This window comes from Blautia stercoris (assembly GCF_054657695.1).
In genome coordinates, this window is record NZ_BAAHYF010000001.1 from 544277 (window position 1) to 568916 (window position 24640).

The 24640-nt window shown below is 37.9% G+C and carries 29 protein-coding genes; 3 read left to right on the forward strand and 26 right to left on the reverse strand.

Features of this window, described 5'->3' with window-relative positions:
• Positions 1–6: 6 nt before the first annotated feature.
• Complete coding sequence (locus ACYQ2D_RS02685) at positions 7–588, forward strand: hypothetical protein (RefSeq protein ID WP_117456399.1); 582 nt, start codon at positions 7–9, stop codon at positions 586–588.
• Here ACYQ2D_RS02685 and ACYQ2D_RS02690 read toward each other — a convergent pair.
• Genes ACYQ2D_RS02690 through ACYQ2D_RS02705 form a run of 4 tightly spaced genes read right to left on the reverse strand, consistent with a single transcriptional unit; the run spans position 568 to position 2705 of the window.
• A complete protein-coding gene (locus tag ACYQ2D_RS02690; RefSeq protein ID WP_022304337.1) occupies positions 568–1221 on the reverse strand; it encodes an ATP synthase subunit B family protein in 654 nt (217 codons plus the stop codon). The genes ACYQ2D_RS02685 and ACYQ2D_RS02690 overlap by 21 nt on opposite strands.
• Before the next feature lie 11 nt (positions 1222–1232).
• A complete protein-coding gene (gene coaD, locus ACYQ2D_RS02695; protein WP_022304338.1) occupies positions 1233–1730 on the reverse strand; it encodes a pantetheine-phosphate adenylyltransferase in 498 nt (165 codons plus the stop codon).
• Positions 1731–1739: 9 nt separating this feature from the next.
• Complete coding sequence (rsmD, locus tag ACYQ2D_RS02700) at positions 1740–2291, reverse strand: 16S rRNA (guanine(966)-N(2))-methyltransferase RsmD (protein WP_117456398.1); 552 nt, start codon at positions 2289–2291, stop codon at positions 1740–1742.
• A gap of 21 nt (positions 2292–2312) precedes the next feature.
• Positions 2313–2705, reverse strand: coding sequence for a methylglyoxal synthase (locus ACYQ2D_RS02705; RefSeq protein WP_022304340.1), 393 nt, complete (start codon positions 2703–2705; stop codon positions 2313–2315).
• 265 nt (positions 2706–2970) lie between these two features.
• On the opposite strand from ACYQ2D_RS02705, the gene ACYQ2D_RS02710 reads away from it, so the two are divergent.
• Complete coding sequence (locus ACYQ2D_RS02710; RefSeq protein ID WP_022304341.1) at positions 2971–3192, forward strand: alpha/beta-type small acid-soluble spore protein; 222 nt, start codon at positions 2971–2973, stop codon at positions 3190–3192.
• A gap of 72 nt (positions 3193–3264) precedes the next feature.
• Here the strand turns inward: ACYQ2D_RS02710 and ACYQ2D_RS02715 are convergent, their stop codons facing one another.
• The 4 genes from ACYQ2D_RS02715 to ACYQ2D_RS02730 form a co-directional block, all read right to left on the reverse strand.
• On the reverse strand, positions 3265–3717 hold the full coding sequence (locus ACYQ2D_RS02715; protein ID WP_459784557.1) for a DUF6465 family protein: 453 nt from the start codon (positions 3715–3717) through the stop codon (positions 3265–3267).
• An 88-nt stretch (positions 3718–3805) separates the two neighbouring features.
• On the reverse strand, positions 3806–5863 hold the full coding sequence (gene recG, locus ACYQ2D_RS02720) for an ATP-dependent DNA helicase RecG (RefSeq protein ID WP_459784558.1): 2058 nt from the start codon (positions 5861–5863) through the stop codon (positions 3806–3808).
• A 76-nt stretch (positions 5864–5939) separates the two neighbouring features.
• Entirely contained in the window at positions 5940–7565 is a 1626-nt protein-coding gene (locus ACYQ2D_RS02725) for a DAK2 domain-containing protein (protein WP_459785298.1), read from the reverse strand.
• 45 nt (positions 7566–7610) lie between these two features.
• Entirely contained in the window at positions 7611–7967 is a 357-nt protein-coding gene (locus ACYQ2D_RS02730; RefSeq protein WP_022304345.1) for an Asp23/Gls24 family envelope stress response protein, read from the reverse strand.
• Positions 7968–8142: 175 nt separating this feature from the next.
• On the opposite strand from ACYQ2D_RS02730, the gene rpmB reads away from it, so the two are divergent.
• Entirely contained in the window at positions 8143–8331 is a 189-nt protein-coding gene (rpmB, locus tag ACYQ2D_RS02735) for a 50S ribosomal protein L28 (RefSeq protein ID WP_117456394.1), read from the forward strand.
• Positions 8332–8662: 331 nt separating this feature from the next.
• Here rpmB and ACYQ2D_RS02740 read toward each other — a convergent pair whose 3' ends face one another.
• The 18 genes from ACYQ2D_RS02740 to ACYQ2D_RS02825 form a co-directional block, all read right to left on the reverse strand.
• Positions 8663–9106, reverse strand: coding sequence for a GerW family sporulation protein (locus tag ACYQ2D_RS02740; RefSeq protein WP_022304346.1), 444 nt, complete (start codon positions 9104–9106; stop codon positions 8663–8665).
• 22 nt (positions 9107–9128) lie between these two features.
• The gene (locus ACYQ2D_RS02745) at positions 9129–10118 is read right to left on the reverse strand and encodes a DUF2953 domain-containing protein (RefSeq protein WP_459784560.1); all 990 of its coding nucleotides are present in this window, start codon (positions 10116–10118) and stop codon (positions 9129–9131) included.
• Positions 10115–10468, reverse strand: a complete 354-nt coding sequence (locus ACYQ2D_RS02750; protein ID WP_459784561.1) for a hypothetical protein — start codon at positions 10466–10468, stop codon at positions 10115–10117. Before ACYQ2D_RS02750 ends, ACYQ2D_RS02745 begins: the two co-directional genes overlap by 4 nt.
• 9 nt (positions 10469–10477) lie before the next feature.
• A complete protein-coding gene (gene pap, locus ACYQ2D_RS02755; RefSeq protein ID WP_459784562.1) occupies positions 10478–11971 on the reverse strand; it encodes a polyphosphate:AMP phosphotransferase in 1494 nt (497 codons plus the stop codon).
• 94 nt (positions 11972–12065) lie between these two features.
• Positions 12066–12518, reverse strand: coding sequence for an NUDIX hydrolase (locus tag ACYQ2D_RS02760; protein WP_022304350.1), 453 nt, complete (start codon positions 12516–12518; stop codon positions 12066–12068).
• Between the two features lie 103 nt (positions 12519–12621).
• On the reverse strand, positions 12622–14136 hold the full coding sequence (locus ACYQ2D_RS02765; RefSeq protein WP_459784564.1) for a peptidoglycan D,D-transpeptidase FtsI family protein: 1515 nt from the start codon (positions 14134–14136) through the stop codon (positions 12622–12624).
• Positions 14033–15439, reverse strand: a complete 1407-nt coding sequence (locus ACYQ2D_RS02770; RefSeq protein WP_117456389.1) for an FtsW/RodA/SpoVE family cell cycle protein — start codon at positions 15437–15439, stop codon at positions 14033–14035. Before ACYQ2D_RS02770 ends, ACYQ2D_RS02765 begins: the two co-directional genes overlap by 104 nt.
• A gap of 8 nt (positions 15440–15447) precedes the next feature.
• The gene (locus tag ACYQ2D_RS02775; protein WP_459784565.1) at positions 15448–17664 is read right to left on the reverse strand and encodes a peptidase U32 family protein; all 2217 of its coding nucleotides are present in this window, start codon (positions 17662–17664) and stop codon (positions 15448–15450) included.
• A gap of 208 nt (positions 17665–17872) precedes the next feature.
• Entirely contained in the window at positions 17873–18283 is a 411-nt protein-coding gene (locus tag ACYQ2D_RS02780; protein WP_117456387.1) for a cell division protein ZapA, read from the reverse strand.
• A gap of 92 nt (positions 18284–18375) precedes the next feature.
• Entirely contained in the window at positions 18376–19374 is a 999-nt protein-coding gene (ruvB, locus tag ACYQ2D_RS02785) for a Holliday junction branch migration DNA helicase RuvB (RefSeq protein WP_022302555.1), read from the reverse strand.
• A 12-nt stretch (positions 19375–19386) separates the two neighbouring features.
• Entirely contained in the window at positions 19387–20007 is a 621-nt protein-coding gene (gene ruvA, locus ACYQ2D_RS02790; RefSeq protein WP_117456386.1) for a Holliday junction branch migration protein RuvA, read from the reverse strand.
• A complete protein-coding gene (locus tag ACYQ2D_RS02795; RefSeq protein ID WP_022302553.1) occupies positions 20004–20522 on the reverse strand; it encodes a Gx transporter family protein in 519 nt (172 codons plus the stop codon). Before ACYQ2D_RS02795 ends, ruvA begins: the two co-directional genes overlap by 4 nt.
• A gap of 29 nt (positions 20523–20551) precedes the next feature.
• Positions 20552–20929: a NusG domain II-containing protein gene (locus ACYQ2D_RS02800; protein WP_459784567.1), complete on the reverse strand. Its 378-nt coding sequence runs from the start codon at positions 20927–20929 to the stop codon at positions 20552–20554.
• Between the two features lie 69 nt (positions 20930–20998).
• A complete protein-coding gene (locus tag ACYQ2D_RS02805; RefSeq protein ID WP_022302551.1) occupies positions 20999–21784 on the reverse strand; it encodes an RnfABCDGE type electron transport complex subunit B in 786 nt (261 codons plus the stop codon).
• Between the two features lie 13 nt (positions 21785–21797).
• Entirely contained in the window at positions 21798–22379 is a 582-nt protein-coding gene (locus ACYQ2D_RS02810) for an electron transport complex protein RnfA (RefSeq protein WP_117456384.1), read from the reverse strand.
• Between the two features lie 15 nt (positions 22380–22394).
• Complete coding sequence (rsxE, locus tag ACYQ2D_RS02815; protein WP_117456383.1) at positions 22395–23072, reverse strand: electron transport complex subunit RsxE; 678 nt, start codon at positions 23070–23072, stop codon at positions 22395–22397.
• A 1-nt stretch (position 23073) separates the two neighbouring features.
• On the reverse strand, positions 23074–23682 hold the full coding sequence (locus tag ACYQ2D_RS02820) for an RnfABCDGE type electron transport complex subunit G (protein ID WP_022303511.1): 609 nt from the start codon (positions 23680–23682) through the stop codon (positions 23074–23076).
• Positions 23679–24638 (reverse strand): RnfABCDGE type electron transport complex subunit D, encoded by a 960-nt coding sequence (locus ACYQ2D_RS02825; protein ID WP_117456382.1) that lies wholly within the window; start codon positions 24636–24638, stop codon positions 23679–23681. The genes ACYQ2D_RS02820 and ACYQ2D_RS02825 overlap by 4 nt, the downstream gene beginning before the upstream one ends.
• Between the last annotated feature and the right edge of the window lie 2 nt (positions 24639–24640).

Here is a 24640-nt window from a genome sequence, read left to right on the forward strand (position 1 = left end):
TATCTTTTGACATTTTCTGCTTTTCCAAGCCCTTCTTTTCTGACCGGATATTTATCATTTTCTATTTTAGAAAATCAGGTTCCCAATCATCTGCTTTTTTTCATCTTTTTTCTGTCTGCGTTTCTTACCAGTCTTTTTTTTCGCCGGATTTACTCTGTTTCTCAGCAATCTGTATTTACCCGAACGCAAAAAGAGACATCCTCTTCTCCTTTTGCGGAACTTCTGGATATCTCTATTATGAATAGCCTTTTTTCTATTACCAAGCTTGGTGGATATATTATTCTGTTTTCTGTTTTTCAAGGAATCCTTCAATTCCTGCTGTCTTCTTCGTCTTTCTTTTCAGTCATGCTTTGTGGTCTAACAGAATTTTCCACCGGACTTAATGCTTTAAAAGACACTGCTCTGCCATTTTCTTTAAAGTTTCCTTTGACAATGGGCTTTTCCAGCTTTGGAGGTCTTTGCGTACTTGCTCAGACTTCCTGCGTACTTTCAGGCACAGACCTCCCTCTCTTTCCTTATCTAATCGGAAGAATCGTTTGTACCCTCATTGCCTCAGGACTTACTTTTTTATTCGTCATCCTCTTCTAACTCGTCGTCTAAATCATCCATATCGAGATTTTCTTCCGGCTCTTCTTCTGTCTGTTTCGGAATCGGATTATTTAACTGAGGTGCAAGTTCACTTCTGTTTTCGCTCACCACATCTGCCGCACTCTGAAGAGACTGTGCAAATGCATTATAAGTCTGTGCAAGCTCATTATATCTTGCATTTGCATTTTCCATCGTTCCATGAATCAGCTGTTCTAAGTTTGCCATCATCTCATCGGTATAAGAAATTGCACTTAAACGTAAATTATTTGCATCTGCTGTTGCAGAGTCAATAATTGCCTGTGCCTGCTGATTTGCACTGTTTACAATTTCATTTGCCTGTGCATAAGCCTGCTGCATTACTTCAGACTCTTTTACCATATCCTGAACTTGTGTTTTTGTTTCTGCAATAACTGCATCTGCTTTTGCCTGTGCATCTGCTAAAATCGCATCTTTATTGCTGATGATTTTCTGATATCTCTTGATTTCATCTGGTGTCTTCATACGAAGTTCACGAAGCAGTTCTTCTAATTCTTCTTTATTTACAACAATTTTTGTTGTTGAAAGCGGCTGGTATTTACAACTTTCTACGTATTCTTCGATTTCTTCAATAATCTGCTCAATTCTGCTACTCATAATTACACTCCTTATTGTATTTTATTACCCTTTTGTGCAAATTTTTCTCTCACTTTTTCTACTACATATTCCGGAGCAAATTTTGATATATCAGCACCAAAATATGCTGCTTCTTTTACCGTAGTAGAACTTAAATACGCATACTCCAGACTTGTTGTCAAAAACATGGTATCCACATCTTTCGCCAACACACGGTTTGTCTGTGCCATCTGAAGCTCATATTCAAAATCTGTAATTGCCCGCAGTCCACGGATAATTACTTTTGCATCACAGTTTCGGGCAAAATTCACCGAAAGACCACTAAAGGTCTCAATTTTTACATTCGGGATATCTGCCGTCACTTCTTTTAATATATTAACACGTTCTTCCACAGAAAACAACGGACTTTTTTGAGAATTATGTAAAACTCCGACGATAACTTCGTCAAAAAGTTCCGATGCACGTCGAATGACATCTAAATGTCCAAAAGTTACCGGGTCAAAACTGCCCGGATAAATTGCTCTTACCATTTTTTATTTTTATTCCTTCCTTAAGAATACATGCCTGTTTGTTTTATATTTTTTATTTTTTACAATTTCAAACCCGTATTCTTCCACATAATCAAATGTTGTCTCTAACGATGCTTCCACTACAATTAACGTATCTTTTGTTACATAAGAAGCATTTCTTAGCACTGCAAGCACCTCTTTTTCCAGTTCTTTATTGTATGGCGGGTCCATAAAAATACAGTCAAACGGTTCTGTTCCTTCTAACATGGAAAGAGCAGTAAACACATCCTGGTTCATAACTTCCGCCTTATCTTTTAGACGGGTAAATTTCAGATTTTCCAGAATACAGTTTGCTGCTTTCTTATTTTTTTCTATTAAGACACAAGAAACTGCCCCTCTGCTTAAAGCTTCAATTCCAATGGCTCCACTTCCCGAAAATAAATCGAGAAACCGACAGTCACAGATATAGGACTGAAGCATATTAAATAATGTTTCTTTAATCCTGTCTGTGGTCGGTCTTGTCTCCATTCCTGAAACTGTCTTGAGGGGCATTCCCTTTGCACTTCCTGCAATTACTCTCATATTCAGCTTAAATCCTCTTCTCTACTTGTTCAGGCGCCAGTCTAAATCCCCATGGTCTAACCCGAGAATTAAAGATTCCGCTGTTGCAATATTGGTTGCAATCGGAACATTATACTGGTCACAGCAACGGGAAATCTGATAGACATCCGGTTCTTTTGGATTAATCATAGAAGGATTGTAAAAAAAGATTACCATATCTATGTCTCCACGTTCTATCATCTCCGTAATCTGTTTATCACCGCCCATACTTCCTGGCAAAAACTTATGCACGCGAAGATTTGTTACCTCTTCAATTCTTCTTCCTGTTGTACCAGTTGCATAAACTTCATGCTTTGCCAAAATATTCTTATATGCAATACAGAAATCTTCAATAAGAGGCTTCTTACTGTTGTGTGCAATTATACCAACGTTCATATTCAACCATCCTCTTCTTTTTTTTATCAGATTTATTATAGCAAATACAACAACTATCCGCAATTATTTTTTTGCATTTTATGCATTTTTTACAATATCAGGTTGAAAACACATAGTTTTCTTAGCGTTTCTTTTGCTGAATAGATATTTTAATACAATTCTCATAATTTGTCAAAACCTGTAAACATTTCCAGAATAAAAAAAATAGAATTTCACATACTACCATTGTAACAAAAAAACAGACGACAAAAGGAGGAAGAAAACCATGTCTAACAGTAATTCTTCTAACAGTACAGCCGTACCAGAAGCCAAAAGTGCATTAAACCGATTCAAGTATGAGGTTGCAAGCGAATTAGGTGTCCCTCTGACAGATGGATACAACGGAAACCTTACCTCAAAACAGAACGGTTCTGTCGGAGGCTATATGGTGAAAAAAATGATTGAAAACCAGGAACGTCAGATGTCCAGCGGTTCTTCTAATCTCTAAAAAGAAAGAAAATCAAAAAGGGGGATGCTTCTTTACTTAAGAAGCTTCCCTCTTACTTTGCGTTTTATAGTCTTATAAATCGATTTTCTTTCCTTCTTCTACATATTCGCCGTTTACAACATAATAAGCAGCAGATTCTTCTGGTTTAATATAAATTTCAAGTTTTTCGATTTCTGTCTCTTTTTTACCGGTTTCATCCATCCAGGCTTTCTTTACAGCTGCTTCAATCTCTTCGATTTTAAGGTCTTTTCCGCCAAACTGAATATTCACTCTCTTTGTAACGGTTTTTACAGCTGTTTTCTTCGTTGTTGCTGTTCTTTTTCTGGTTGCTCTTTTTACCGGCTCTTTTTTAGCTGATGCAGCTTTTTTTGTTTCTTCTGCTTTAGTTTCTTCTGACTTTGTTTCTACATCTTTTACTTCTTCTGTTTTTACTGTTTCTTCTGTCTTAACTGGAGTAGTCTTTTCTGTTGCAGCTGCTTTTGTTGTTTTTGTAACTACAGCCTTTGTTGTTTTTGTTCTAGGCATACTAATCTCCTCCTTTATGTAGCCCTTACATGATTCTCGTTTATCATAAACCATTTTACCTTTTTTTTCAAGTTTTTTCTGATTCCCATCAGATTCCAGGCCGTTTCATCTGTTCTTTTGCATAAAATTCCAGTCTGTTTTTTAACCCTTTATATTCTTCCGATTCCAGATGCGGGTCTTTTTCTAAAATTTCATCTGCAACAATAGAAGCTTCCTTTAAAATAGCTGCATCCTGATAAATATCTGCCAGTTTAAATTCAAGAATCCCACTCTGTCTGATTCCAAATAAATCCCCCGGACCTCTTAAGCGTAAATCTTCTCCCGCAATAAAAAATCCATCGTTAGATTCTACTAAAATCTGAAGTCGTTCTTTGATTTCTTTTTTTGCTCCTCCCTGCATGAAAATACAGTAAGACTGATGTTCACCTCTTCCGACTCTTCCCCTTAACTGATGTAACTGCGCAAGTCCAAACCGTTCTGCATTTTCTACCATCATAACCGTTGCATTTGGCACATTCACTCCCACTTCAATTACGGTAGTGGAGACTAGTATCTGAATTTTATTTTCGGAAAATTCTTCCATAATTTTATTTTTTTCCGCCGGCTTCATTCTCCCATGCAAAAATCCAACGGAAATCTCTGGCGGCATTTCCTGTCTTAACTTTTTTGTGTAATCCAGTACGTTTTCTGCTTCTAGCCCTTCGCTTTCTTCTACCATCGGACAAATCACATAAACCTGACGTCCCTCTGCAATTTCTTTTTGCATAAAACGATACGCACTTTTTCGATAGCTGGTATCCACCACACAGTTTTTGATTGGGAGACGATTTGCAGGCAGTTCATCAATAACAGATAAGTCTAAATCTCCATACAGCATAATAGCAAGCGTTCTCGGAATCGGTGTTGCACTCATGACTAAAACATGTGGACGTTTGCCTTTTTTCGATAAATCCTCTCTTTGATGCACCCCAAACCGATGCTGTTCATCTGTAATGACAAGTGCCAGATTCTTATAATTTACATTCTCCTGAATCAGTGCATGTGTTCCGATAATCAGCTTTGCTTTCCCATTTTCAATTTTCTGATAAATTTCCCGCCGTTCTTTTGCCTTTATTGAACCGGTAAGCAATACCGCTTCAAAATCAAGCTGATGTTCCTCTAAAAGCTGTTTTAAACTTTCAAAATGCTGAACTGCCAATACTTCCGTTGGAACCATAAGTGCTGCCTGATATCCATTTTGTGCGGACAATAGCATTGCCAGAAACGCAAGAATTGTCTTTCCACTTCCCACATCTCCCTGCACCAGCCTTGCCATCAGTTTTTCTCCTGTCATATCTTTCTGAATTTCCTGCCATACTTTCTTCTGCGCATTCGTAAGCGAATACGGAAGGCTCTGAATCAAAGCCTCCGTTTCTGACACCGGTTTTATCCCAAATAAATTTTTCTCGTTTTTAACCGTTTCTTTCATTTGCCGGACTGATAAGAGAAAAATCAAAAACTCATCGAATACCAGTCGTTTTCTTGCCAGAATCATATTTTCCCTGTTTTTTGGAAAATGAATCTCTTGCACTGCGTAATTATACTCTGCTAACTGACAGGAAGTTCTTATCTTCTCTGACAAATACTCCTGTTCGATTTCTTTTTCTTCTAAAACCTGACGTACCATTTTTGCTATCATTTTGTTCGTCATTCCTTTTGTCAGGCTATAAATTGGCAGTAAACGGTTCTGCATTGTCTGATATTGCTCTTTGGTGAAAATCTCGGGCTGTTCCATTACCAGTCTGTTTTTCTTTTCAGATACCACACCTCGAAAAATATAAGTACCACCAAAAACTAACGTCTTTTTTAAAAATGCCATATTATACCATGTAAGCTGTAATTCCCGTCCTGCTTCTTTTAACGTTGCCGTCACAAGTGTCAGCCTTCCGGTATTTCTTAAGCTGATACTTTGCGTGATTTTTCCCAAAACTGCAATCTTTTCTCCTGCCCGCACCATAGAAACAGATACCGGAATCCGGTATTGTTCATATTCCCTCGGATAATAATCCAATAAATCCTGTATTGTATCAATTCCAAGTATATGAAACAGCTTTTCTGTTTTCTCGCCAATTCCTTTTAAATTACGAATGGATTCCTGTTTTTCCATCTTTCACCCGTACAAAAAAGATGTCCGCACAATTTTTGTACAAACATCTTTTTTCCTTTTCTTTCTTAATCATTCTTTATTCAACAGAGATTACATAATAATAAATCGGCTGTCCACCCTGATTTACATCAATATCAAAGTCCGGATATTTTTCTTCCAATGCTTCTTTGAGTACTTCAGCTTCTTCTTCACTTACTTCTGCACCAAAATAAATACTGATGATTTCTGAGTCTTCGTCCACCATTGCTTCTACTGTTTCCAGGGTTGTTTTTTCTACGTCCTGTCCCACTGCCAAAATCCCATGGTCTCCGATTCCCATGATATCTCCCTCATGGATTTCTTTTTCATCAATCTTTGTATTACGCACTGCATAGGTAATCTGTCCTGTTTTAACAGTTGTGATGCTTTCCAGCATTTCTTCTGTATTCTCTTCAATTGTTTTTTCCGGCACATAATTAATTAATGCGGTAATTCCCTGAGGAATTGTCTTAGTCGGAATGACAATAATATTTTTATCTTCTGTCAAATCTCTTGCCTGATTTGCGGCCAGAATAATATTTTTATTATTTGGAAATACAAAAATATTTTTCGCATTGACTTTTGCAATCGCTTCCAGTACATCTTCTGTACTCGGATTCATTGTCTGTCCACCTTCAATCAGATAATCTGCTCCTAAATCTTTAAAGATGGCGCTCATTCCATCTCCTACAGATACAGAAATAAATCCAACTTCTTTTTCCGGCATTTGTTCTTTTTGCATTGCAGCCATTTTTTCTGCTTCTTTTATTACTTTTTCATGATGTTCCAGGCGCATGTTATCAATTTTCATATTGGAGAGTTGTCCATAAGTCAGCGCTTTCTGAATGGCATTTCCAGGTTCATTGGTATGTACATGTACCTTGACAATCTCGTCATCTGCTACAACTACCAGTGAATCTCCAATTGACATCAAATATTCTTTAAATGCATGCTCCTCTTCAATCGGGAACGGTTTTTCCAGCATAATAATAAATTCTGTACAATAACCAAATTTAATATTACTTTCTTCTGCCGGAGCCGGTTTAGAAACAGTTACCGCTCCTTTTGGTGCCTCAAAATCCATATTGATTTCTTTTCCAAGATATCCATCATAAGCACCCTTTAATACTTCAAGCAGACCCTGTCCGCCAGAGTCTACTACACCAGCTTCTTTTAAAACAGGAAGCATCTCCGGAGTCTGAGAAAGCACTTCCTGTGCATAAGCAATTACTCCTTCAAAGAACGTGTTCAAATCTTCTGCTTCTTCTGCAAGTTCATCTGCCTTTGCTGCTGCTCCTTTTGCCACGGTAAGAATTGTACCTTCCTTTGGTTTCATAACTGCTTTATATGCAGTTTCGACACCTTTTTCAAACGCTTTTGCAAAAATTGGTGCATCCACCTCTTCATACTGCTCAATTACCTTCGCAAATCCTCTAAGAAGCTGAGAAAGAATAACACCTGAATTTCCTCTTGCCCCACGAAGAGACCCTGACGCAATCGCTTTTGCCAGTGTTTTCATAGATGGTTCAGAAAGTGCATTGACCTCTGAAGCAGCTGACAAAATTGTAAGTGTCATGTTCGTTCCGGTATCTCCATCCGGTACTGGAAATACATTCAGTTCATTAATCCATTCTTTTTTGGCCTCCAGATTCTTAGCGCCGGCTAAAAACATTCTGCCAAGCATCTTTGCATCAACGGTATTGGTATTCAAAACAAGTTTCCTCCTTAATTAATCAATTACTCTAACACCCTCTACAAGGATATTAATTTTTTCTATTGTCAGACCGGTAAATTCCTCTACCTTGTATTTCACATTGCTAATCAGATTGTCTGATACAGCGGAGATACTTACACCATATGCCACAATCACGTGAAATTCAAGGGTGATTTTATTATCGGTAATTCCAACATTAATTCCATGTTTCAGGCTGTCTCTTTTAAGAAGCTTTACAAGCCCGTCCTTCATACTTACCGCTGCCATGCCTACAATTCCAAAACATTCCACTGCTACGCTTCCTGCATAAGTGGCAATTACATCTGTATCAATTGCTATTTTTCCTAATCCTGTATCTACAAGTCCTTCCATGCACGGACACCTCCATACCTTTTTGATAGAACTATTCTAACATATCTTTCCCAAAAACGAAATAATAATTTAAAAAATTTATATTTTTACTTGCAAAAAACCAAATCATCTGTTAAAATAACTAGTGTTGTGAGTTTGTATACACGGACTTATTTTAGTTTAAGGAGGTGCTATCATGGCTAAGTGTGCAATTTGTGAAAAAGCTGCTCATTTTGGAAATAATGTGAGCCATTCTCATAGAAGATCAAACAAAATGTGGAAATCCAACATTAAATCCGTTAAAGTTAAAACAGAAAACGGAGCTGCTAAGAAGATGTACGTTTGTACTTCTTGCTTAAGAAGCAACAAAGTAGAAAGAGCGTAATTTCGCATCATCGAGTCCGGAATTGATTTCCGGACTCTTTTTCTTTCCGACATTTTTCATGTTCCATTTTATATCTATTATTACTCTTTCTCTCATTAAATCTTCTCTATTTTTTTCCACAAAAAAGATTATATCCTATCAGCATACACAGCCCTGCTGCCAGCACCATAAAAAAACATTTCGGAAAAACCAGAGCCAGAAACATCCCCGCTCCCAGCCAAAATAGCAAAAATCCAAGTAAGCAGCACACAACTCTCCGCTCCTTTATGGTTTACTTTACTATATGCAAAAAACCGTCATGAATGTACTTCACAACAGTTTTTTATCTATTCTACTCTTCCTTTGTACTCTCGTTTTCTTCTTTTTTATCTGCTGAAGAAACAATATCTTTTACCAAACTTTCTACGGAATCTTCTTTTTCATTTTCCTTTGATTCTTTTTTCTCTCCTGTAAAACGTTCAATTAAATCCGGAACCATATCAAGCAGTTTCGTAACGGTATCCTGATTTTTAATATTCACTAATTTCGTTGTTCCATTTGAGATAACCAACACTGCACTTGGAGAAATTTTTCCTCCCATTCCGCCACCGCCATTATTTTTTTTATCCTGTGAAAACGCTCCTGCTCCCACTCCAAAAGTAACATCAATCAGTGGCAGAATAATGGTATCGCCCACCGTGATTGCCTCTCCTACCACTGTTTTAGCTGTAATAAAGCTATCCATTCCTTTAAACAAAGAATCTACGGTTGCCTTAAAGTTATTTTCTGAAGCCATCCTGCTTCCTCCTTCACTGTTTTTATCCTTTAAAATTTTTCCAGATTTCTCGTACTTCTTGATTAAAGCCAACTTTTAACGCACTCTTTAAAAGTACAATTCCACGGATTCTTCCTTTCACTTTGAGTTCACCCTCCAAAATTTTCCTGTCAAAATAAGGGGTGACTTTAATATTATTTCCATAAAGCGGATAACAGATACCAGCAACTGCCAGTACACGCCCCGTTAAAGAAGGGTCATCAAATCCAAACTCAATCTCTCCTTGTACTTTTCTTGGAAGAATATGAAGCCCAAGTTTTTTTAACTCTCCAAGTAATAATGTTTTTGCATTTAAAAATACCTCGGACTCTAAAAATGTTCGGATTTCGCTTATTTTATCACAAATCCCATGAACTGTTAACCAAGTTTTTTTAACTTTTCGAAGAGTTATTCGGGGAATTTCTAATATTTTTTTTAATTTTTTGAAAAATATTGATATCGGCGAGTGTTTGCCCTCTTTTCTTTTCTGATTTTCCTCTGATTCTATTCTCTCCACTTTCTCTGGTTTCTGTTCAATATCTTTAACTTTTTTTCTTTTTTGTTCTGCCTCTGTTGCATTCTGATTCTGTTCCTGCTCTATGTTCTCTTGTAGTTTTTTTGCTTTTAATACGGTTTCTGTTTCTTTTCTTTCCGTCTTTTTTGTCTGCGTTTTCTTTCTCTTCGTATTTTGTCTTCTGCTTTTTCTCTTCTTTTTCCAAGCCGTTACTTTCTGTATGGAAATCCCAAAAATTCTTACAGACCACTTTATTTTCTTTCCACAACTGTCATAACTGACTTTACAAGAAATCAAACGCGCCAGCCAGAAGACTCTTATTATTCCTTTACTAATTTGATTATCACGATACCCATAAGCCTGATACCGAACCGGCACAAACAAAATTGAAAAAATTGCTAAAAGAAGTAAAGATACAACAACCAGAAGCAAGATTCCGATTATCTTAAGAAGTACCAAAATAATATGTATCCACATCATGTCCTACTCCTTTTCTTCTTCCTTCCATTTTTTTCTATTCGTGCCTCAAGCCATGTCCGAATTTCCGCTGTCCCAGTCTCCTGATAAACTTCATTTACAATCTGCTCTATAATCTCAAGTGCCTCTTCATACCCTTTTGCAAGCCCGATAATCGTCGGGCAATTTCGTCTAAGCGCACTCTGCATCAATAAATTTGCTGAAAAGATTTCCAATGAATTTTCAGGATTAACCGCAAGTGTAATGACATACACGTCAATTACACCTGCTCCCTGATTAATTTTGTGTATTAGTTTCTTTGATTTCTTTTTTGCATTATCGCCAATATACAGATTTTTATACCAGTTTAACATATACTTTTCCTAATCTGTCTTTTTTAATCTCTTTTCAATTTCATTTACTACAGTCTCCAATACTTTAATTCTTGCATAATACTTGCAGTTTCCCTCTACAATTGTCCACGGAGCATAAGAGGTCGATGTTTTAATAATCATTTCATTAACCGCTTCTTCATACTGTTCCCATTTTTCTCGGTTTCTCCAGTCTTCGTCTGTTATCTTCCACTGTTTTTCCGGATTTTCCATACGCTCTTTAAAACGTCTTTCCTGCTCATCTTTATCAATCTGCATCCAGAACTTCATTACAATTGCTCCGGAATTCGCAAGATGTGCTTCCATATCATTGATTTCCCGATAAGCTCTCTGCCATTCTTCTTTTGTACAGAAGCCTTCAATCCGTTCTACCATTACTCTGCCATACCAGGTACGGTCAAAAATCGCAATATGTCCTGCTTTTGGCATGTTCTGCCAGAATCTCCATAAATAATGATGGTTTTTTTCAACTTCAGTTGGTGCAGCTGTTGGATTTACGACATAGCCTCTTGGATCCATAAACTCGGTCAGACGTTTGATTACTCCTCCTTTTCCACCAGCATCCCAGCCTTCAAATCCTAAGACCACGGGAATTCTCCTTCTGTACAGTTCACTGTGCAAAACCGCAATTTTCTTCTGTAGTTTTTGTAGTCTTTCTTTATATTCTTCTTTTGTGTAAGAACAACTTAAATCTGCATTGCTTAAAACAGAAGCCTCAAACAGCTTTTGCTTCTTCTCCTGCTTTTCTGTCTGTTTTTCCTCTTTTTGCACTGTTCTCTTCTTCAGTGCTTCTTCTAACTGGTGAATTACAGTTGCATAAATTTTAGCAGTTGCATATTTTTTATCCGTTGCTTCCACAATCGTCCATGGTGCATATTCCGTCTCTGTCTGTTCCAGCATATTTTCTAAAATTGATTTATATCCATCATAATTTTTATTTCGTTCTAAATCATCCCTGCTGACACGCCACGCAGTCTCTTTCGACTCAAGCAGTTTTTCAAAACGTTTTTTCTGCTCTTTTTTGCTGATATGAAGAAATAATTTTATCAAAACCGCACCATCATCTGTTAAAGTCCGCTCAAATGTATTGATTTCCTGATATGCCAGATTTTGTTCTTCTTTTGACAGTTTCTTTTCAAAAAAATCAACGGATACATGACGATACCAGCTTGTATCAAAAATTGCAATTCTTCCTTTTTCTGGGGTTTTCGTCCAAAAGCGCCACAAAAACGGGTACATCTGCTCCGTCTTTGTCTCTTTTTTCATTGCATATACGTGGAATCCTCTTGGGTCTAACGGATGAATCAATTTGTTAATCTGGAGTCCCTTTCCTGCTGCATCAAACCCCTCAAATATGATAATAACAGGTATTTTCTGTTCTTTACATGCTCTTTGCATTCTTGCAAGAGTCAGTTCCATCTGTGCTATTTCTTCACGATAAGCCTCTTTTTCCATAGTTTTTGTCAAGTCAATCTGTTCTAACATAGTCTTTGCCTCCTTACTATTCCTATGTACTCTCGGATTCCCAAAGTATATTCCTGATAGCATAGAAGGGACTGATAATCCAGTCCCTTCTCCCCTAAAAATACTTTCTGTTTCCCCAAAGATTTGCTTTTTTTAAATCCAAGTATTCATTATAAGCCTTTTCCAAAATCTGTCTTTCATTTGAAAACCGCAACAGATGGTATGCTTCATGGAATTTATAAAATCCGGAATCCACAAAGTATTCTTCTCTCTGAGGTTTACTGTAATAACTTCCCGCAGACATCAGATACCAATGTACCTCTTTCTCTACCGTATCCTCCGGTATACAAAAACTATACTGACTTTTTCCCACATATTTAATAATATTTGCTGTCACTCCCGACTCTTCTTTTACCTCTCTAAGCGCCGTATCCTTATAGTCTTCGCCTTCTTCTACAGTCCCTTTTGGCAATACCCATCCTTCATATTTATGTTTGTAGGATTTGTATAAGGTCAGTATCTTTCCGCGATATATTACCACCCCGCCACAGCTCGTTGCTTCAACCATTTTGCAAGTCCTCCTGTAAAAACCGTTTCCCGGTCAGCGTTGTGTTTCATTGTGTTTAGTATACCTCTTTTTGAGAACCTGTGCAAGGATTTACGATTAAGAATTAATAATAATATTGATTAAAAATCTGATGGGCAATCGGCACTGCTACAGAACTTCCTGTTCCTGCTCCTTCTGCAATTACTGCAACGACAAGCTGTGATTCGTCATTTTCTGCCATTCCCACAAACCAGGAATGTGTATGAATACTTCCATCGCTTCCATAATATTCCGCAGAGCCCGTTTTTCCGGCTGCAGAATAACTTTCTCCGCTTAAAGCCGAAGCTGTTCCGCGATTTACAACTTCCTGCATCAACTGTTTTAATCTAGAAGCTTCCTCTTTTGTCATAAGTGTTTTATACTCCGACGTCTTTGTCTTGCTTACAACATCTCCATTTACATTTTGTACCTGCTGAATATAATATGGTTTCATCAGCACACCATCATTTGCAATTGCACTTACAATTAATGCCATATGCATCGGAGAAACCAGAGTATTTCCCTGACCGATTGAGGTCTGCATTAAAAGCGGATTTCCCGGGTGATCTCCTAAATCAAATTTACTGCTGTTATAACTGATAGAAATCGGAAGCTTTTTATTAAACAGCAGACTTTCTGCCGCACTCGTTAGTTTTTTAGCACCAAGCTCCATACCAAGATTTGCAAATGCACTGTTACAGGACTCTGCAAACGCTGTTTCAAAGTCTTCCGTTCCGTGTTCTTCTCCATCATAGCAACTGATAGTATGATCATCTACAGTAATACTTCCATCACAGGTATAAGTAAAATTATCCAGATTTCCATTTTCACTTCTAAGATAAGCAAGTGTTGTCACAATTTTAAAAACTGACCCTGGCGGATAAGCTCCCTGTGTTGCACGATTTAACAAACTGCTGTTTGAAGAATCACTGGTCAGATAATCCCAATCCTGTGAAACGGTGTTCGGATTGAAATCCGGCTTACTTACCATAGCCAGCACTGCTCCACTTTTCGGATCCATCACAACAACTGCTCCCTGATTGTCTCCCAGCGCATCATAAGCTGTCTGCTGAAGAGAAGTGTTTAAGGTTGTTACCACATTATCTCCCTGATTCTTTGTCTCCTGCATTTCATTTTTGACCTGCTTGACATAGCCGTCATGAGATGTCATCAGCTCAAAGTTTGCCAGAGATTCCAGTCCGTTTTTTCCATTTGAATCATATCCGACAATGTGTGCAAACAGATTATTAAACGGATAAATTCTTGTCTCTGTCTCATCTTCATTGACCTGTGTATACGCAAGCGTCTGTCCATCTGCCGATAAAATACTTCCCCGCACAACACGGTCTTCAAACTGATCCTGTCTTGTATTATACGGACTGTTGATAATACTGTCTTTTTTTTCCAATTCAAAATATACCATATAGACAACCAATGAAATAAAAATACAAACAAAAAAGTAACTTACTATCGTATATTCTCGATTTCGTATTTTCTTAGCCTCTCGTGCTCTTCTTTCTGTGAGCTTCGCCTGCTGTTCTCTGCGCTTCTCGTCTTGCCATCTGCGCTGCTCGTCTCTTCTGTCTCTCAAGTTCATCATCCTCATCTTCTCTTAAAATATACAATCCCTGAATAATTGCCAACATAATAATCGTACTAAGAACAGAGCTTCCACCATAGCTGACTAACGGAAGTGTAATTCCTGTCATTGGAATAAACTTTGTTACACCTCCAATTGTCAAAAACACCTGAAATGCATATTCTGTTCCAAGTCCAAGGGCAATCAATTTATAAAACGGTCGTTTAATCTGTAGTGAGATATTCACTACTAAAACAAACAGGCTCATACAGATTAAAATCAGACACATTGCAAACAATCCACCCAATTCTTCACAAATTGCCGCAAACATATAGTCCTGTTTTACAAACGGAATCATATTCGGTGAGCCCTGGCAAAGCCCCATTCCAAACCATCCTCCTGTTCCGATTGCAAATAACCCCTGAACAATCTGATAACCGGAACTTTGATAAACAGAAAACGGGTCTTTCCAGGCAATCACCCTTTGCCTTACATGGCTGAATAAAAAGTATGCTACTACTGCTGCAAGAGAACCAGATCCCAGTCCCGCAAACAGATAAAGCGGTTTTTTTGTCGCTACATAAAGCATTACCACATAAGTAATAAAAAATACAACCGCACTTCCCAAGTCTCTTGATAACACTAAAATCAACACATAAACCGCTGCGATTGCTGTTGTAATCACATGATCCCGAAACTCCATATTTTTCTTATACAATCTGCATGCTACAAAAAACACAAAGATAATCTTCACAAATTCAGATGGCTGAAACGCAAATCCCCCAAAGGAAATATTGATTTTTGCTCCATTTACATTTTTTCCAAGCACCAGCACAGTAAGCAAGAGCAAAAGTCCTACCACCGCATAAAACCAGGTCCATTTATTTAAGAACCGGAATTTATGAATCATAACCGGTATCACCATCGCAATGATTGTGGCAATAACTACAATCTCAAACTGACGCACTGCTGATTCCATATCCAGTCTCGCCAACATAATAAAACCAATTGACAGTAACATACAGGTATGATTCAGTAAAAGCAGAGATGAATTTTTATAAAAAATCCGATATAAAATCTGAACCGCAATAAAATACAATAACTGTACTATAAAAAAATAAATAATTTCCAATTCCTGCTTTTTCAAAAAAATTACAAGAAATGCCATAAAATCCATGAAAAAGATAAGCATCAGCTGTTTCTTCAAGATATATCTCTTATCTTCCTCATAACGATATCCAAAAACAATAAAACTCTCTAAAGTATAAAGTGCAATTAAAATCAAAAGTAAATATTTAGAAAGTGTAACAATCAAATTAATCAAATTTTCACCTACTCTACTCCACGCTTAAAATGTCCCTTTGTAAATTCTAAAACATTTTTCGGCACGTTTTTTTTATTTTTGTAAACTCCAAGAAACAACTCAAGCAGTTCTTTTGACTCCTGTTTTCTCTCTGTTGTCAGACTGATTCTCAGATTTTTTATTCCAAGTTTTTTTATCTTTTCTTCTTCCTGAAGAAAACCGGTAGGAATACTGTTATAAATCACATTATAACAAAAATCACAGACGGTTTTTGTCCGGAATCTGCTCTTGTATCGGTCTGTCAACGTTACAATATCTGTCTTCTTTTCACAACGTTCACAGGTCTTTTTTAAACACTGTGCCGAAATCATCATCGGATAATATCCATAAATAATCATTTCGCTGTCACTGTTCTCTCGCTTTTTGATTTCGCTCTCATTTAATTCAAGAGGAATCGTGGTTCTTTTGACTCCCTTTTTGTCAAAAAAGCATTTCGACTCATCATTCATCGTATAAAGACTAAAATCACAGACTGCCTGATTTAAAAGTCCCAGTTCTTCAAGCAGCCCCAGTTCTTCTACATTACGAATCAAAAATCCTTCCAGCTGTTTTGCACTATACTCAATTAATTTTCTTATCTGGGCTGTTTTCTCTTTTCTTAAGATATAAGGAAGCATCAGATAGGCTTCTTTTTTCTTTTTATGAATCCATTCGACTATCTGGTCTAATTTCTGCTCTGCTGAGTTTTCCCATACCAATGTACTGTCAAAATAAACTCCCGCTATTTCTGGACGCTCGAGTACCGCAGACAACTGTTCCCTGGTTTCAACTGATGCATAATAATAAATTTCTTCTGAAGTTTCTAACTCTGATAATTTTGATTCTGCATAATTGTTGTTCTGCTCTCCTGTTTTTTCAGGAAGCGTACGTCTAAAGCTGTTAAGATATTGCTCTTCTAGCAAAGAAAGCCCTTTTCTTCTCAGCTCATTCAAACTTTGCATCGGAAGAAATCCCTGTTCATCTGTCTGAATTTCCAGATTTTCAAAATAAAACGGTGTATTTCCGGTTTTCATCATTTGTTTTCTGATGCGTTCTTGTGTCAGTGCCTGATTTTGCGCTATCTCGAGTCTATCACCCTCGACCGACACCCGAATCTTATCATATTCCAAATCTAAAATTGCCGGTGCTCCCGTATACAGCATTAAGGTTCCATTTATTCTTTCCTGAAGTTTTTTTTCTGTGTATTCTTTCTTTAATATATGAAAAAGTGCTTCATCTCTTTGACATATTCCTTTTTCCTTCTTCTGCTGTTTTAAATTTTCAAGTGCCACCATATTTCTTCCATTGTGCTGTCTATAATATCCCTGACTAAATCCATCTCTTTGATACAGTTCCAGTAATTCTTCAAAATCACTTTTTTCTACATGATAGGATGCCGGATTTCTCTCATATAAATCCAGATATTTTCGATAAATTCGGGTCACTCCTGCTGCATACTCCGGTTTTTTCATACGCCCCTCTATCTTAAGAGAGTACACTCCCGCATTTAAAATTTCAGGAAGCAGTTCGATCGTACACATATCTTTCAGGCTTAACGGATATTCCTCTTTTTGGCTGCCTGTTTTTTTTCCATAACATTCCACCTTATAAGGCAGTCGGCAGGGCTGGGCACAGCGCCCACGATTTCCGCTTCTTCCCCCTAACATACTTGAAAACAGACACATTCCTGAATAGCTGTAACACAAAGCTCCATGAATAAAACTTTCAATTTCTACTCCTGTCTGCTCATAGATTTCTTTTATCTCCGAAAGTGAAAGTTCCCTTGCTGTTACGACTCTTGAAACTCCAAATTCTTTTAACAGTCTTGCTCCTTCTGCTCCGGTAACTGCCATCTGTGTACTTGCATGTAAAGGCAGTTTGGGAAATTCTTTTTTTAAAAAAGTAAGTACCCCAAAATCCTGAACAATCACTGCATCCAATCCCTGTTCATAAAAAGGTGCAATATAATCATAAAGCTGTGTTTTTAATTCTTTATTTTTTAACAACGTATTTACGGTCAGATACAGTTTCTTTTTGTGGAGATGCACATAATCAATGGCTTCTTTTAATCCTTCCTCCTCGGGATTATTTGCGTAAGCTCTTGCCCCAAATAACTCTCCTCCCATATAAACGGCATCCGCTCCGGCTGCTATTGCAGCTCTCATTCCTTCTATCGAACCGGCAGGTGCCAGTAACTCTGATTTCATAAAAATTTTCATTCCTTTCTTATTTTCCGATTCTTTCCTGTCATTCAACTTTTAATCATTTAACCAAATCAAGCCCAAAAATGAATTACAAGCCAAACATCCGCTTAACTGACTCAAATCAACTTTCCACTATAGATTTTATGACAGAAAAAGGGCGTGTCCCTCTTTCGAAGCGCGCCCTCTCAATTTCGGAATCTTTTGCAGCTGCTTATTTTTTAAGACGCCCGCCAAGTTCCTTTTCCAACTCTTCTATCTTCTTTTGTAATTTTTCCATTTGTTCCATTTTTAATGCAATTTCTTTTTCTGCATTTTCCAGCCGAACCTGAGACGTAATCAAATCATGTTTTAATTCATAGCTTTCTCTGTCTTTTGTTTCCAGTTCTTCTTCAAACAATTCTGCCTGACGTTTTGCCTTAAAATAATCATCTGCAACATTTAAATCCAACAGCGTATGTTTGGTTTCAAGAGACTGACGGCTGTAACCTGGAAGCTGACCCAGCTCGGTCATTTTATTATTTATGTAATATGCAACCTTCTGCAGGTATTCTTCGCTTTCATAACCACTTAAGGTCATTATCTTACCTCCGATCAAAACCTGCGTTGTATTTTTCACTGCCATATAGGGTCCTCCCGATTTTTCTTTTGCTTATTCTTTCACTGTCTATTATAATCGAAATACAGAGAAAAACAACCTTTTCTTTTGGCTCTTATTTAAGATTTTCTGTCAATCCCCAAATGTTCATAAGCAAAATCGCCTGCTACACGACCTCTCGGTGTTCGCACAAGAAAACCATTTTTAATCAGATATGGTTCATATACATCCTCAATTGTTCCGGAATCTTCTCCGATTGCCGCTGCAAGTGTATCAAGTCCGACCGGTCCTCCTGAAAACTGTACCATAATCGTACTTAAAATTCTACGGTCAATCTGGTCTAATCCATATCGGTCTACTTCTAATAAATTCAATGCAAAATCCGCAACTTCTTTTGTGATTTTTCCATCATAACGCACCTGTGCAAAATCTCTCACTCTCTTTAGCAGCCGATTTGCCAAACGTGGAGTTCCTCTTGATCGTCTTGCCATCTCCATAGCACCTTCTTCATCAATCTCTACTCCAAGCACTTTTGCAGAACGGATAATAATTGTTTTTAATTCATTTTCTGTATAGTATTCAAGATGATGTACCACTCCAAAACGGTCACGAAGCGGTGCAGTCAACATTCCGGCACGGGTTGTTGCTCCCACCAGCGTAAATTTTGGAAGTTCCAGACGAATCGACCTTGCAGAAGTTCCCTTTCCAATCATAATATCAATGGCATAATCTTCCATAGCAGGATATAAGACTTCTTCTACCTGCCGGTTTAACCGGTGAATTTCATCGACAAACAATACATCATGTTCCTGAAGATTATTCAAAATTGCTGCCATTTCTCCTGGTTTTTCAATCGCCGGACCACTTGTTACTTTTAAATGAACTCCCATTTCATTTGCAATAATCCCGGCAAGCGTTGTCTTTCCAAGTCCTGGAGGACCATAAAAAAGAACATGGTCCAATGCATCATTTCTCTGTTTTGCAGCCTCGATATAAACTTTCAGATTTTCTTTTGCTTTTTCCTGACCAATATAATCGACTAAGAGCTGTGGTCGAAGATTTCCCTCTGTCTTTAAGTCCTCTTCTATCACATCTGTTGTTATGATTCTTCTTTCCATCTTCTTTTCCCACTACAAATTCATATTTTTTAACGCTAATTTCAAAATTGTTTCCACATCCATATCCGGTGTCACCCCGGTCTGACGGACTGCACGCAGTGCTTCTGTACTCGAATATCCAAGCGCTGTCAATGCATCGACTGCATCTTTTTTTGCAGCATTCTCTTCTTTACTTTCCATCTTTCCTTCTGTTTCTCTGGCATGCTCCTGTTTTGTCTCAAATACCTCTTCCAAATCAATTTTATCTTTTAATTCTAAAATTAATTTCTGTGCCGTCTTCTTTCCAATTCCAGGTGCTTTTGAAATTGTTTTTACATCATCTGAAAGCACAGCAAAACGAAGTTCATCTGTCGTAAGGCCCGATAAAATCCCAAGTGCTGCTTTCGGACCGATTCCATTGACTCCTAACAGCAGACGAAAAGTTTTTAATTCATCTAAATTCAAAAATCCATACAACTGCATTGCATCTTCCCTTACATTCAAATGCGTATAAATCTTAACTTCTTTTCCCACTAAATCTTGTGTATCAAAAGAAGATGCCGGCATCATAATATTATATCCAATATTCCCAGACTCTAAAACGATTCGTTCTTCTTCTATCCAGGCAACTTCACCTTTTATATAAGCAATCATATTCTGTCCTTTCCCGTTCTGTCCTTTTTAAGCTGTATTCTATTTAATACTTCCGTTGCTAACGTTCCCATCAAAAATCCTGCTATAACACCAGATACCAATAGTACCGGAAGATACCAAAACAGATTTAAATTTCCTACAACAAAAGACGCTACAATAATCTGAGCAATATTATGTGAGACACCTCCGGCAACACTGACTCCAACTACAGAGAACCATTTTGTCTTTTTTAAAATCACCATAAGTCCAAGACTCACCACTGCGCCTGCAAGGCTAAATAATATAGAAAACAGATTTCCAAACAAAAAACCAATGACCAGAATACGCACAAAGGAAACCGCAACAGCTTCTTTTACCCCATATAAATAAAGCAAAAAAACAATTACAAGATTTGCAAGCCCCAGTTTCACTCCAGGGATTCCAAGAGGAAATAAAGATTCTACATAGCCAAATATAATTGCAATTGCAGAAAATATGCCTAAATATGCTGTCTTTTTTATTATTATCTCATTCATTCTCTCTAAATTCCAATATCTTATTTTTCTTAATAAGTAATACTATCTGGTTTTTCACTGCTCTCGATTTCCAATACCACTTTGTTTGGCAGACACACTATTGTTCCTCCCTTTGTAGAAATCGCTTTTTGATGAATACATAACTTGTCCGGACAGTCTGCTTCTGTCATTGTCACCTTTCCATCCTTTATTTCGCAGATATTTGTATCATTGATTTCTATTGTCCGGTTTTTTGAAAGTGAATATGTACCATACTGTTTTCCATCCACCGTAATTTTGAGCATCCCCTGCTGTTCTTCTTTTTGAAGAGAATCTTTCTTCTGATTTATAAAAGGAATCAACCAGAAAATCAAAGCGAGCAGTAATACTCCTCCAATTAATATCATATCTTTTTTATTTATTTTCATTTTTCCATTCTAACATAAAGAGAGCCAAAATGCAAATATATGTTCGCATTTTGGCTCTTTGGACTCATTTTATGCAATTACTTTTCTAGGACATACTTCTTTGCATTTACCGCAATTCGTACATTTTTCTTTATCAATATGAGCTACATTATCTGTAACTGTGATTGCTCCTGCCGGACATTCTTTTTCACATTTCTTACATCCGATACAGCCCACTTTACATGCTCCCATGACCTCTTTTCCTTTTTCCTTGGAACTGCATCCAACCTGATGCTGTCCATAAGGGATGATTTCAATCAGATGTTTCGGACACTCTGCAACACATTTTCCGCAGGATTTACATTTTTCCTGATCCACTTTTGCAATCCCATTTATGATATGAATTGCATCAAACGGACACACTTTCACACAGTTTCCATAACCAAGACAGCCAAATCCACAGGATTTTTTACCACCGCTCTGCATCAAAGCTGCCATTTTACAATCTTCTTCACCTGCATATTCATAAAGAGAAGTCGTTTTTTCACAATCTCCAAGACATTTTACAAACGCACTTGTACGAACGGTTTCTCCTACTTCTTCTCCCATTACAGCCGCTATTTTCGCTGCAACCGGTGCTCCGCCGACCGGACATGCATTGACCGGAGCTTCTCCTTTTGCAATTGCCGCTGCAAGACCATCACATCCTGGGTAACCACATCCGCCACAGTTATTTCCAGGAAGCTGTTCTCTTACCGCAACTTCTTTTTCATCTACTTCTACAGCAAATTTCTTTCCGGCCAGTCCAAGGAACACTCCGATAAAGAGGCCCACGCCACCTACTAAAACTGCTGCAATTACAATACCTGTAATCATACTCCGTGCCTCCTTAGATTACGCCAGAAAAGCCAAAGAATGCAATGGCCATTAAACCGGCTGTCAATAATACAATCGGGAATCCCTGGAAATATTTTGGTACATCGTTGTATTCCATTTTTTCTCGAAGTCCTGCCATCAGTACAATTGAAATTGTAAAACCAAGAGCAGTTGCAAAACCATTTACCGTTCCCTGAAGTACATTATACTCTTTCTGTACGTTGATAACTGCAACACCAAGTACCGCACAGTTTGTTGTAATTAATGGAAGATATACACCCAGACTCTGATAGAGTGCCGGCATAGATTTCTTAAGAAACATTTCTACAAACTGTACTAAAGCTGCAATTACAAGAATAAATACGATAGTCTGTAAAAACTGCATATTAACATGCGGATTTGCCAGTATGTATTTATAAATCAAACTTGTCACAAAAGATGATAAGGTAATAACGAAGATAACTGCTCCGCCCATACCTGCTGCTGTTTCTATTTTCTTGGATACGCCGAAGAAAGGGCACAGTCCAAGGAACTGGCTCAGCACGACATTATTTACAATCGCTGCGCTGATTCCGATAATAAGTAATTCTTTCATTGCGCCTTTCCTCCTTTACTGTTTATGACAGGATTTATTACCACAGGAAGCACAAGCACCTTCCATGCAATGGATTTCGTGTCTTTCTCCTTCGGGTTTCTTATCCTGTAATTTTGCACGAATCGCTGCCAAAAATGCAAGCACAAAGAATGCTCCCGGTGCTAAAATAAAAATGGTTGCCGGTTCGTAAGCCTTCGGCATTACCTGAACTCCAAATACGGTTCCAGCTCCGATTAATTCACGGAACGCTGCAAGAATTGTAATGGATAAGGTAAATCCAAGTCCCATTCCCATACCATCAAATAAAGATGGAATCGGAGGATTTTTAGAAGCATAAGCTTCTGCCCTTCCTAAGATAATACAGTTTACTACAATCAGAGGAATGTAAATTCCAAGTGCATCATACAAAGATGGAATAAAACCCTGAAGTAAAAGCTGAACCATTGTAACAAAAGATGCAACAATAACAATATAAGCCGGCATACGTACCTTATCCGGAATTACATTTCTAAGAAGTGATATAAATAAGTTCGACATCATAAGTACTACCGTAGTTGTAAGTCCCATGCCGATACCATTGATAGCTGCTGTTGTAACCGCAAGTGTCGGACACATACCAAGTACCAGGACAAAGGTAGGATTTTCCTTTATGATACCGTTATACAAACGCTCAACAGGTGTATTCTGTTTCATCCTATTCTCCCTCCTCTACATATCGAAATGCGCAAAGACCTGCGTTTACGCCTCCAACCATTGCTCTTGAAGTAATGGTCGCACCACTTAATGCATCAATTTCATCTTCGGACTGTGCACCGGTCTTTGTCACTTTAAATTCTTCCGCTTTTTTGTCTTTAAACTGGTTTTTAAAGTCATCTTTTGTTGCATTCATACCAAGACCGGCAGTTTCACTGATGCTTAAAATTTCAATTCCATTTAACGTTCCATCATTTTTAACACCCAGTGAAAAAGTGATATCTCCGCCATATCCTTCCGGAGTCGTAATATTAATTGCATAACCTAACACTTCTCCACTCGCATCTTTTGCTTCCATGATCTCATTAATACTCTGGGAAAAACCATTCTGTTCCAGATAAGCGGAAAGGTCAGCATCTTCTGCTTCCACAATTGGCTCAAAGGAATCTGCTTCTGCAAAAACGGCTTTATATGCTTCTGTTTTTGCACTTTCTTCCTGCTGTGCAATCGGCTCTTTTGTAATCTGGTAAACCAGTCCAAGAAGCAGACCTGCAATCAATGTGATTACGGTAAGAATCAACGTATCTCTTACAATCGAATCTTTTTTCATGATTTCTTACCTCCTTTTCCAAAAGCAACCGGCATAGTTACTCTTTCAATCAACGGTACTAACAGGTTACAGAAGATAATCGCATAAGAAACTCCTTCTGCTGAACCGCCAAAAATACGGAAAATTCCGGTAAAGATACCCAGACACACACCATAAACCAGCTGTCCGTTTTTCGTAATTGGGGTGGTAACATAATCTGTTGCCATAAACCATGCACCTAACATCAAGCCACCACCAAACAGCTCTGCTGCAAGATAGCTGATGCTAAATCCATGTCCGCCAAATAACAGTGCAAAAACTGCAAATGTTCCAATGTAAGTAAGCGGAACACGCAAATCAATTACTTTTGTTGCAAGCAGGATTGCTGCACCAATTAAAATTGCGAGTGCGGATGTCTCACCGATTGTACCTTTTGTATTACCGATAAACAGGCTCATCAGATTTACACTTTCACCGGCTTTTACCGCTGCCAGTGGAGTTGCACCAGATACCGTATCTACCACTTTTCCAAATGCGCCATCCGGTACCGTAAAATCTGTCATTCTTCCGGTAAAGGAAATTAACAGAAAACATCTTGCTGCAAGCGCCGGGTTCATAAAGTTCTGTCCCAGACCTCCAAAGAGCTGTTTTACAATTAAGATAGCAAAAATACCACCTACAACGGCAATCCACCACGGAGCTTTTGGTGGAAGATTCAGAGCCAGCAACAAACCGGTTACCAGTGCACTGCAATCCTTTATTGTACTTTTTTTATTTACAATTTTTTCATAAACGGCTTCTGTTGCCACGCAGGTCGCCATACAAACCAGAATTAAAAGCAGTGCATGCAAACCAAAATTATAAATTCCAAATAATGTGGTAGGCAGCAATGCAAGTAATACTGTTTTCATTATGCCGTCCGTGCTCACCTTCGACCTTACATGAGGCGAAGATGATACATGCAGAAAATCACTCATCT

Coding starts and splice junctions, on each gene's coding strand:
- ACYQ2D_RS02690 (WP_022304337.1), bottom strand. CDS start 1,221: ATGAGTAGCAGAATTGAGCAGATTATTGAAGAAATCGAAGAATACGTA.
- coaD (WP_022304338.1), bottom strand. CDS start 1,730: ATGGTAAGAGCAATTTATCCGGGCAGTTTTGACCCGGTAACTTTTGGA.
- rsmD (WP_117456398.1), bottom strand. CDS start 2,291: ATGAGAGTAATTGCAGGAAGTGCAAAGGGAATGCCCCTCAAGACAGTT.
- ACYQ2D_RS02705 (WP_022304340.1), bottom strand. CDS start 2,705: ATGAACGTTGGTATAATTGCACACAACAGTAAGAAGCCTCTTATTGAA.
- ACYQ2D_RS02710 (WP_022304341.1), top strand. CDS start 2,971: ATGTCTAACAGTAATTCTTCTAACAGTACAGCCGTACCAGAAGCCAAA.
- ACYQ2D_RS02715 (WP_459784557.1), bottom strand. CDS start 3,717: ATGCCTAGAACAAAAACAACAAAGGCTGTAGTTACAAAAACAACAAAA.
- recG (WP_459784558.1), bottom strand. CDS start 5,863: ATGGAAAAACAGGAATCCATTCGTAATTTAAAAGGAATTGGCGAGAAA.
- ACYQ2D_RS02725 (WP_459785298.1), bottom strand. CDS start 7,565: ATGCTTGGCAGAATGTTTTTAGCCGGCGCTAAGAATCTGGAGGCCAAA.
- ACYQ2D_RS02730 (WP_022304345.1), bottom strand. CDS start 7,967: ATGGAAGGACTTGTAGATACAGGATTAGGAAAAATAGCAATTGATACA.
- rpmB (WP_117456394.1), top strand. CDS start 8,143: ATGGCTAAGTGTGCAATTTGTGAAAAAGCTGCTCATTTTGGAAATAAT.
- ACYQ2D_RS02740 (WP_022304346.1), bottom strand. CDS start 9,106: ATGGCTTCAGAAAATAACTTTAAGGCAACCGTAGATTCTTTGTTTAAA.
- ACYQ2D_RS02745 (WP_459784560.1), bottom strand. CDS start 10,118: ATGATGTGGATACATATTATTTTGGTACTTCTTAAGATAATCGGAATC.
- ACYQ2D_RS02750 (WP_459784561.1), bottom strand. CDS start 10,468: ATGTTAAACTGGTATAAAAATCTGTATATTGGCGATAATGCAAAAAAG.
- pap (WP_459784562.1), bottom strand. CDS start 11,971: ATGTTAGAACAGATTGACTTGACAAAAACTATGGAAAAAGAGGCTTAT.
- ACYQ2D_RS02760 (WP_022304350.1), bottom strand. CDS start 12,518: ATGGTTGAAGCAACGAGCTGTGGCGGGGTGGTAATATATCGCGGAAAG.
- ACYQ2D_RS02765 (WP_459784564.1), bottom strand. CDS start 14,136: ATGATGAACTTGAGAGACAGAAGAGACGAGCAGCGCAGATGGCAAGAC.
- ACYQ2D_RS02775 (WP_459784565.1), bottom strand. CDS start 17,664: ATGAAATCAGAGTTACTGGCACCTGCCGGTTCGATAGAAGGAATGAGA.
- ACYQ2D_RS02780 (WP_117456387.1), bottom strand. CDS start 18,283: ATGGCAGTGAAAAATACAACGCAGGTTTTGATCGGAGGTAAGATAATG.
- ruvB (WP_022302555.1), bottom strand. CDS start 19,374: ATGGAAAGAAGAATCATAACAACAGATGTGATAGAAGAGGACTTAAAG.
- ruvA (WP_117456386.1), bottom strand. CDS start 20,007: ATGATTGCTTATATAAAAGGTGAAGTTGCCTGGATAGAAGAAGAACGA.
- ACYQ2D_RS02795 (WP_022302553.1), bottom strand. CDS start 20,522: ATGAATGAGATAATAATAAAAAAGACAGCATATTTAGGCATATTTTCT.
- ACYQ2D_RS02800 (WP_459784567.1), bottom strand. CDS start 20,929: ATGAAAATAAATAAAAAAGATATGATATTAATTGGAGGAGTATTACTG.
- ACYQ2D_RS02805 (WP_022302551.1), bottom strand. CDS start 21,784: ATGATTACAGGTATTGTAATTGCAGCAGTTTTAGTAGGTGGCGTGGGC.
- ACYQ2D_RS02810 (WP_117456384.1), bottom strand. CDS start 22,379: ATGAAAGAATTACTTATTATCGGAATCAGCGCAGCGATTGTAAATAAT.
- rsxE (WP_117456383.1), bottom strand. CDS start 23,072: ATGAAACAGAATACACCTGTTGAGCGTTTGTATAACGGTATCATAAAG.
- ACYQ2D_RS02820 (WP_022303511.1), bottom strand. CDS start 23,682: ATGAAAAAAGATTCGATTGTAAGAGATACGTTGATTCTTACCGTAATC.
- ACYQ2D_RS02825 (WP_117456382.1), bottom strand. CDS start 24,638: ATGAGTGATTTTCTGCATGTATCATCTTCGCCTCATGTAAGGTCGAAG.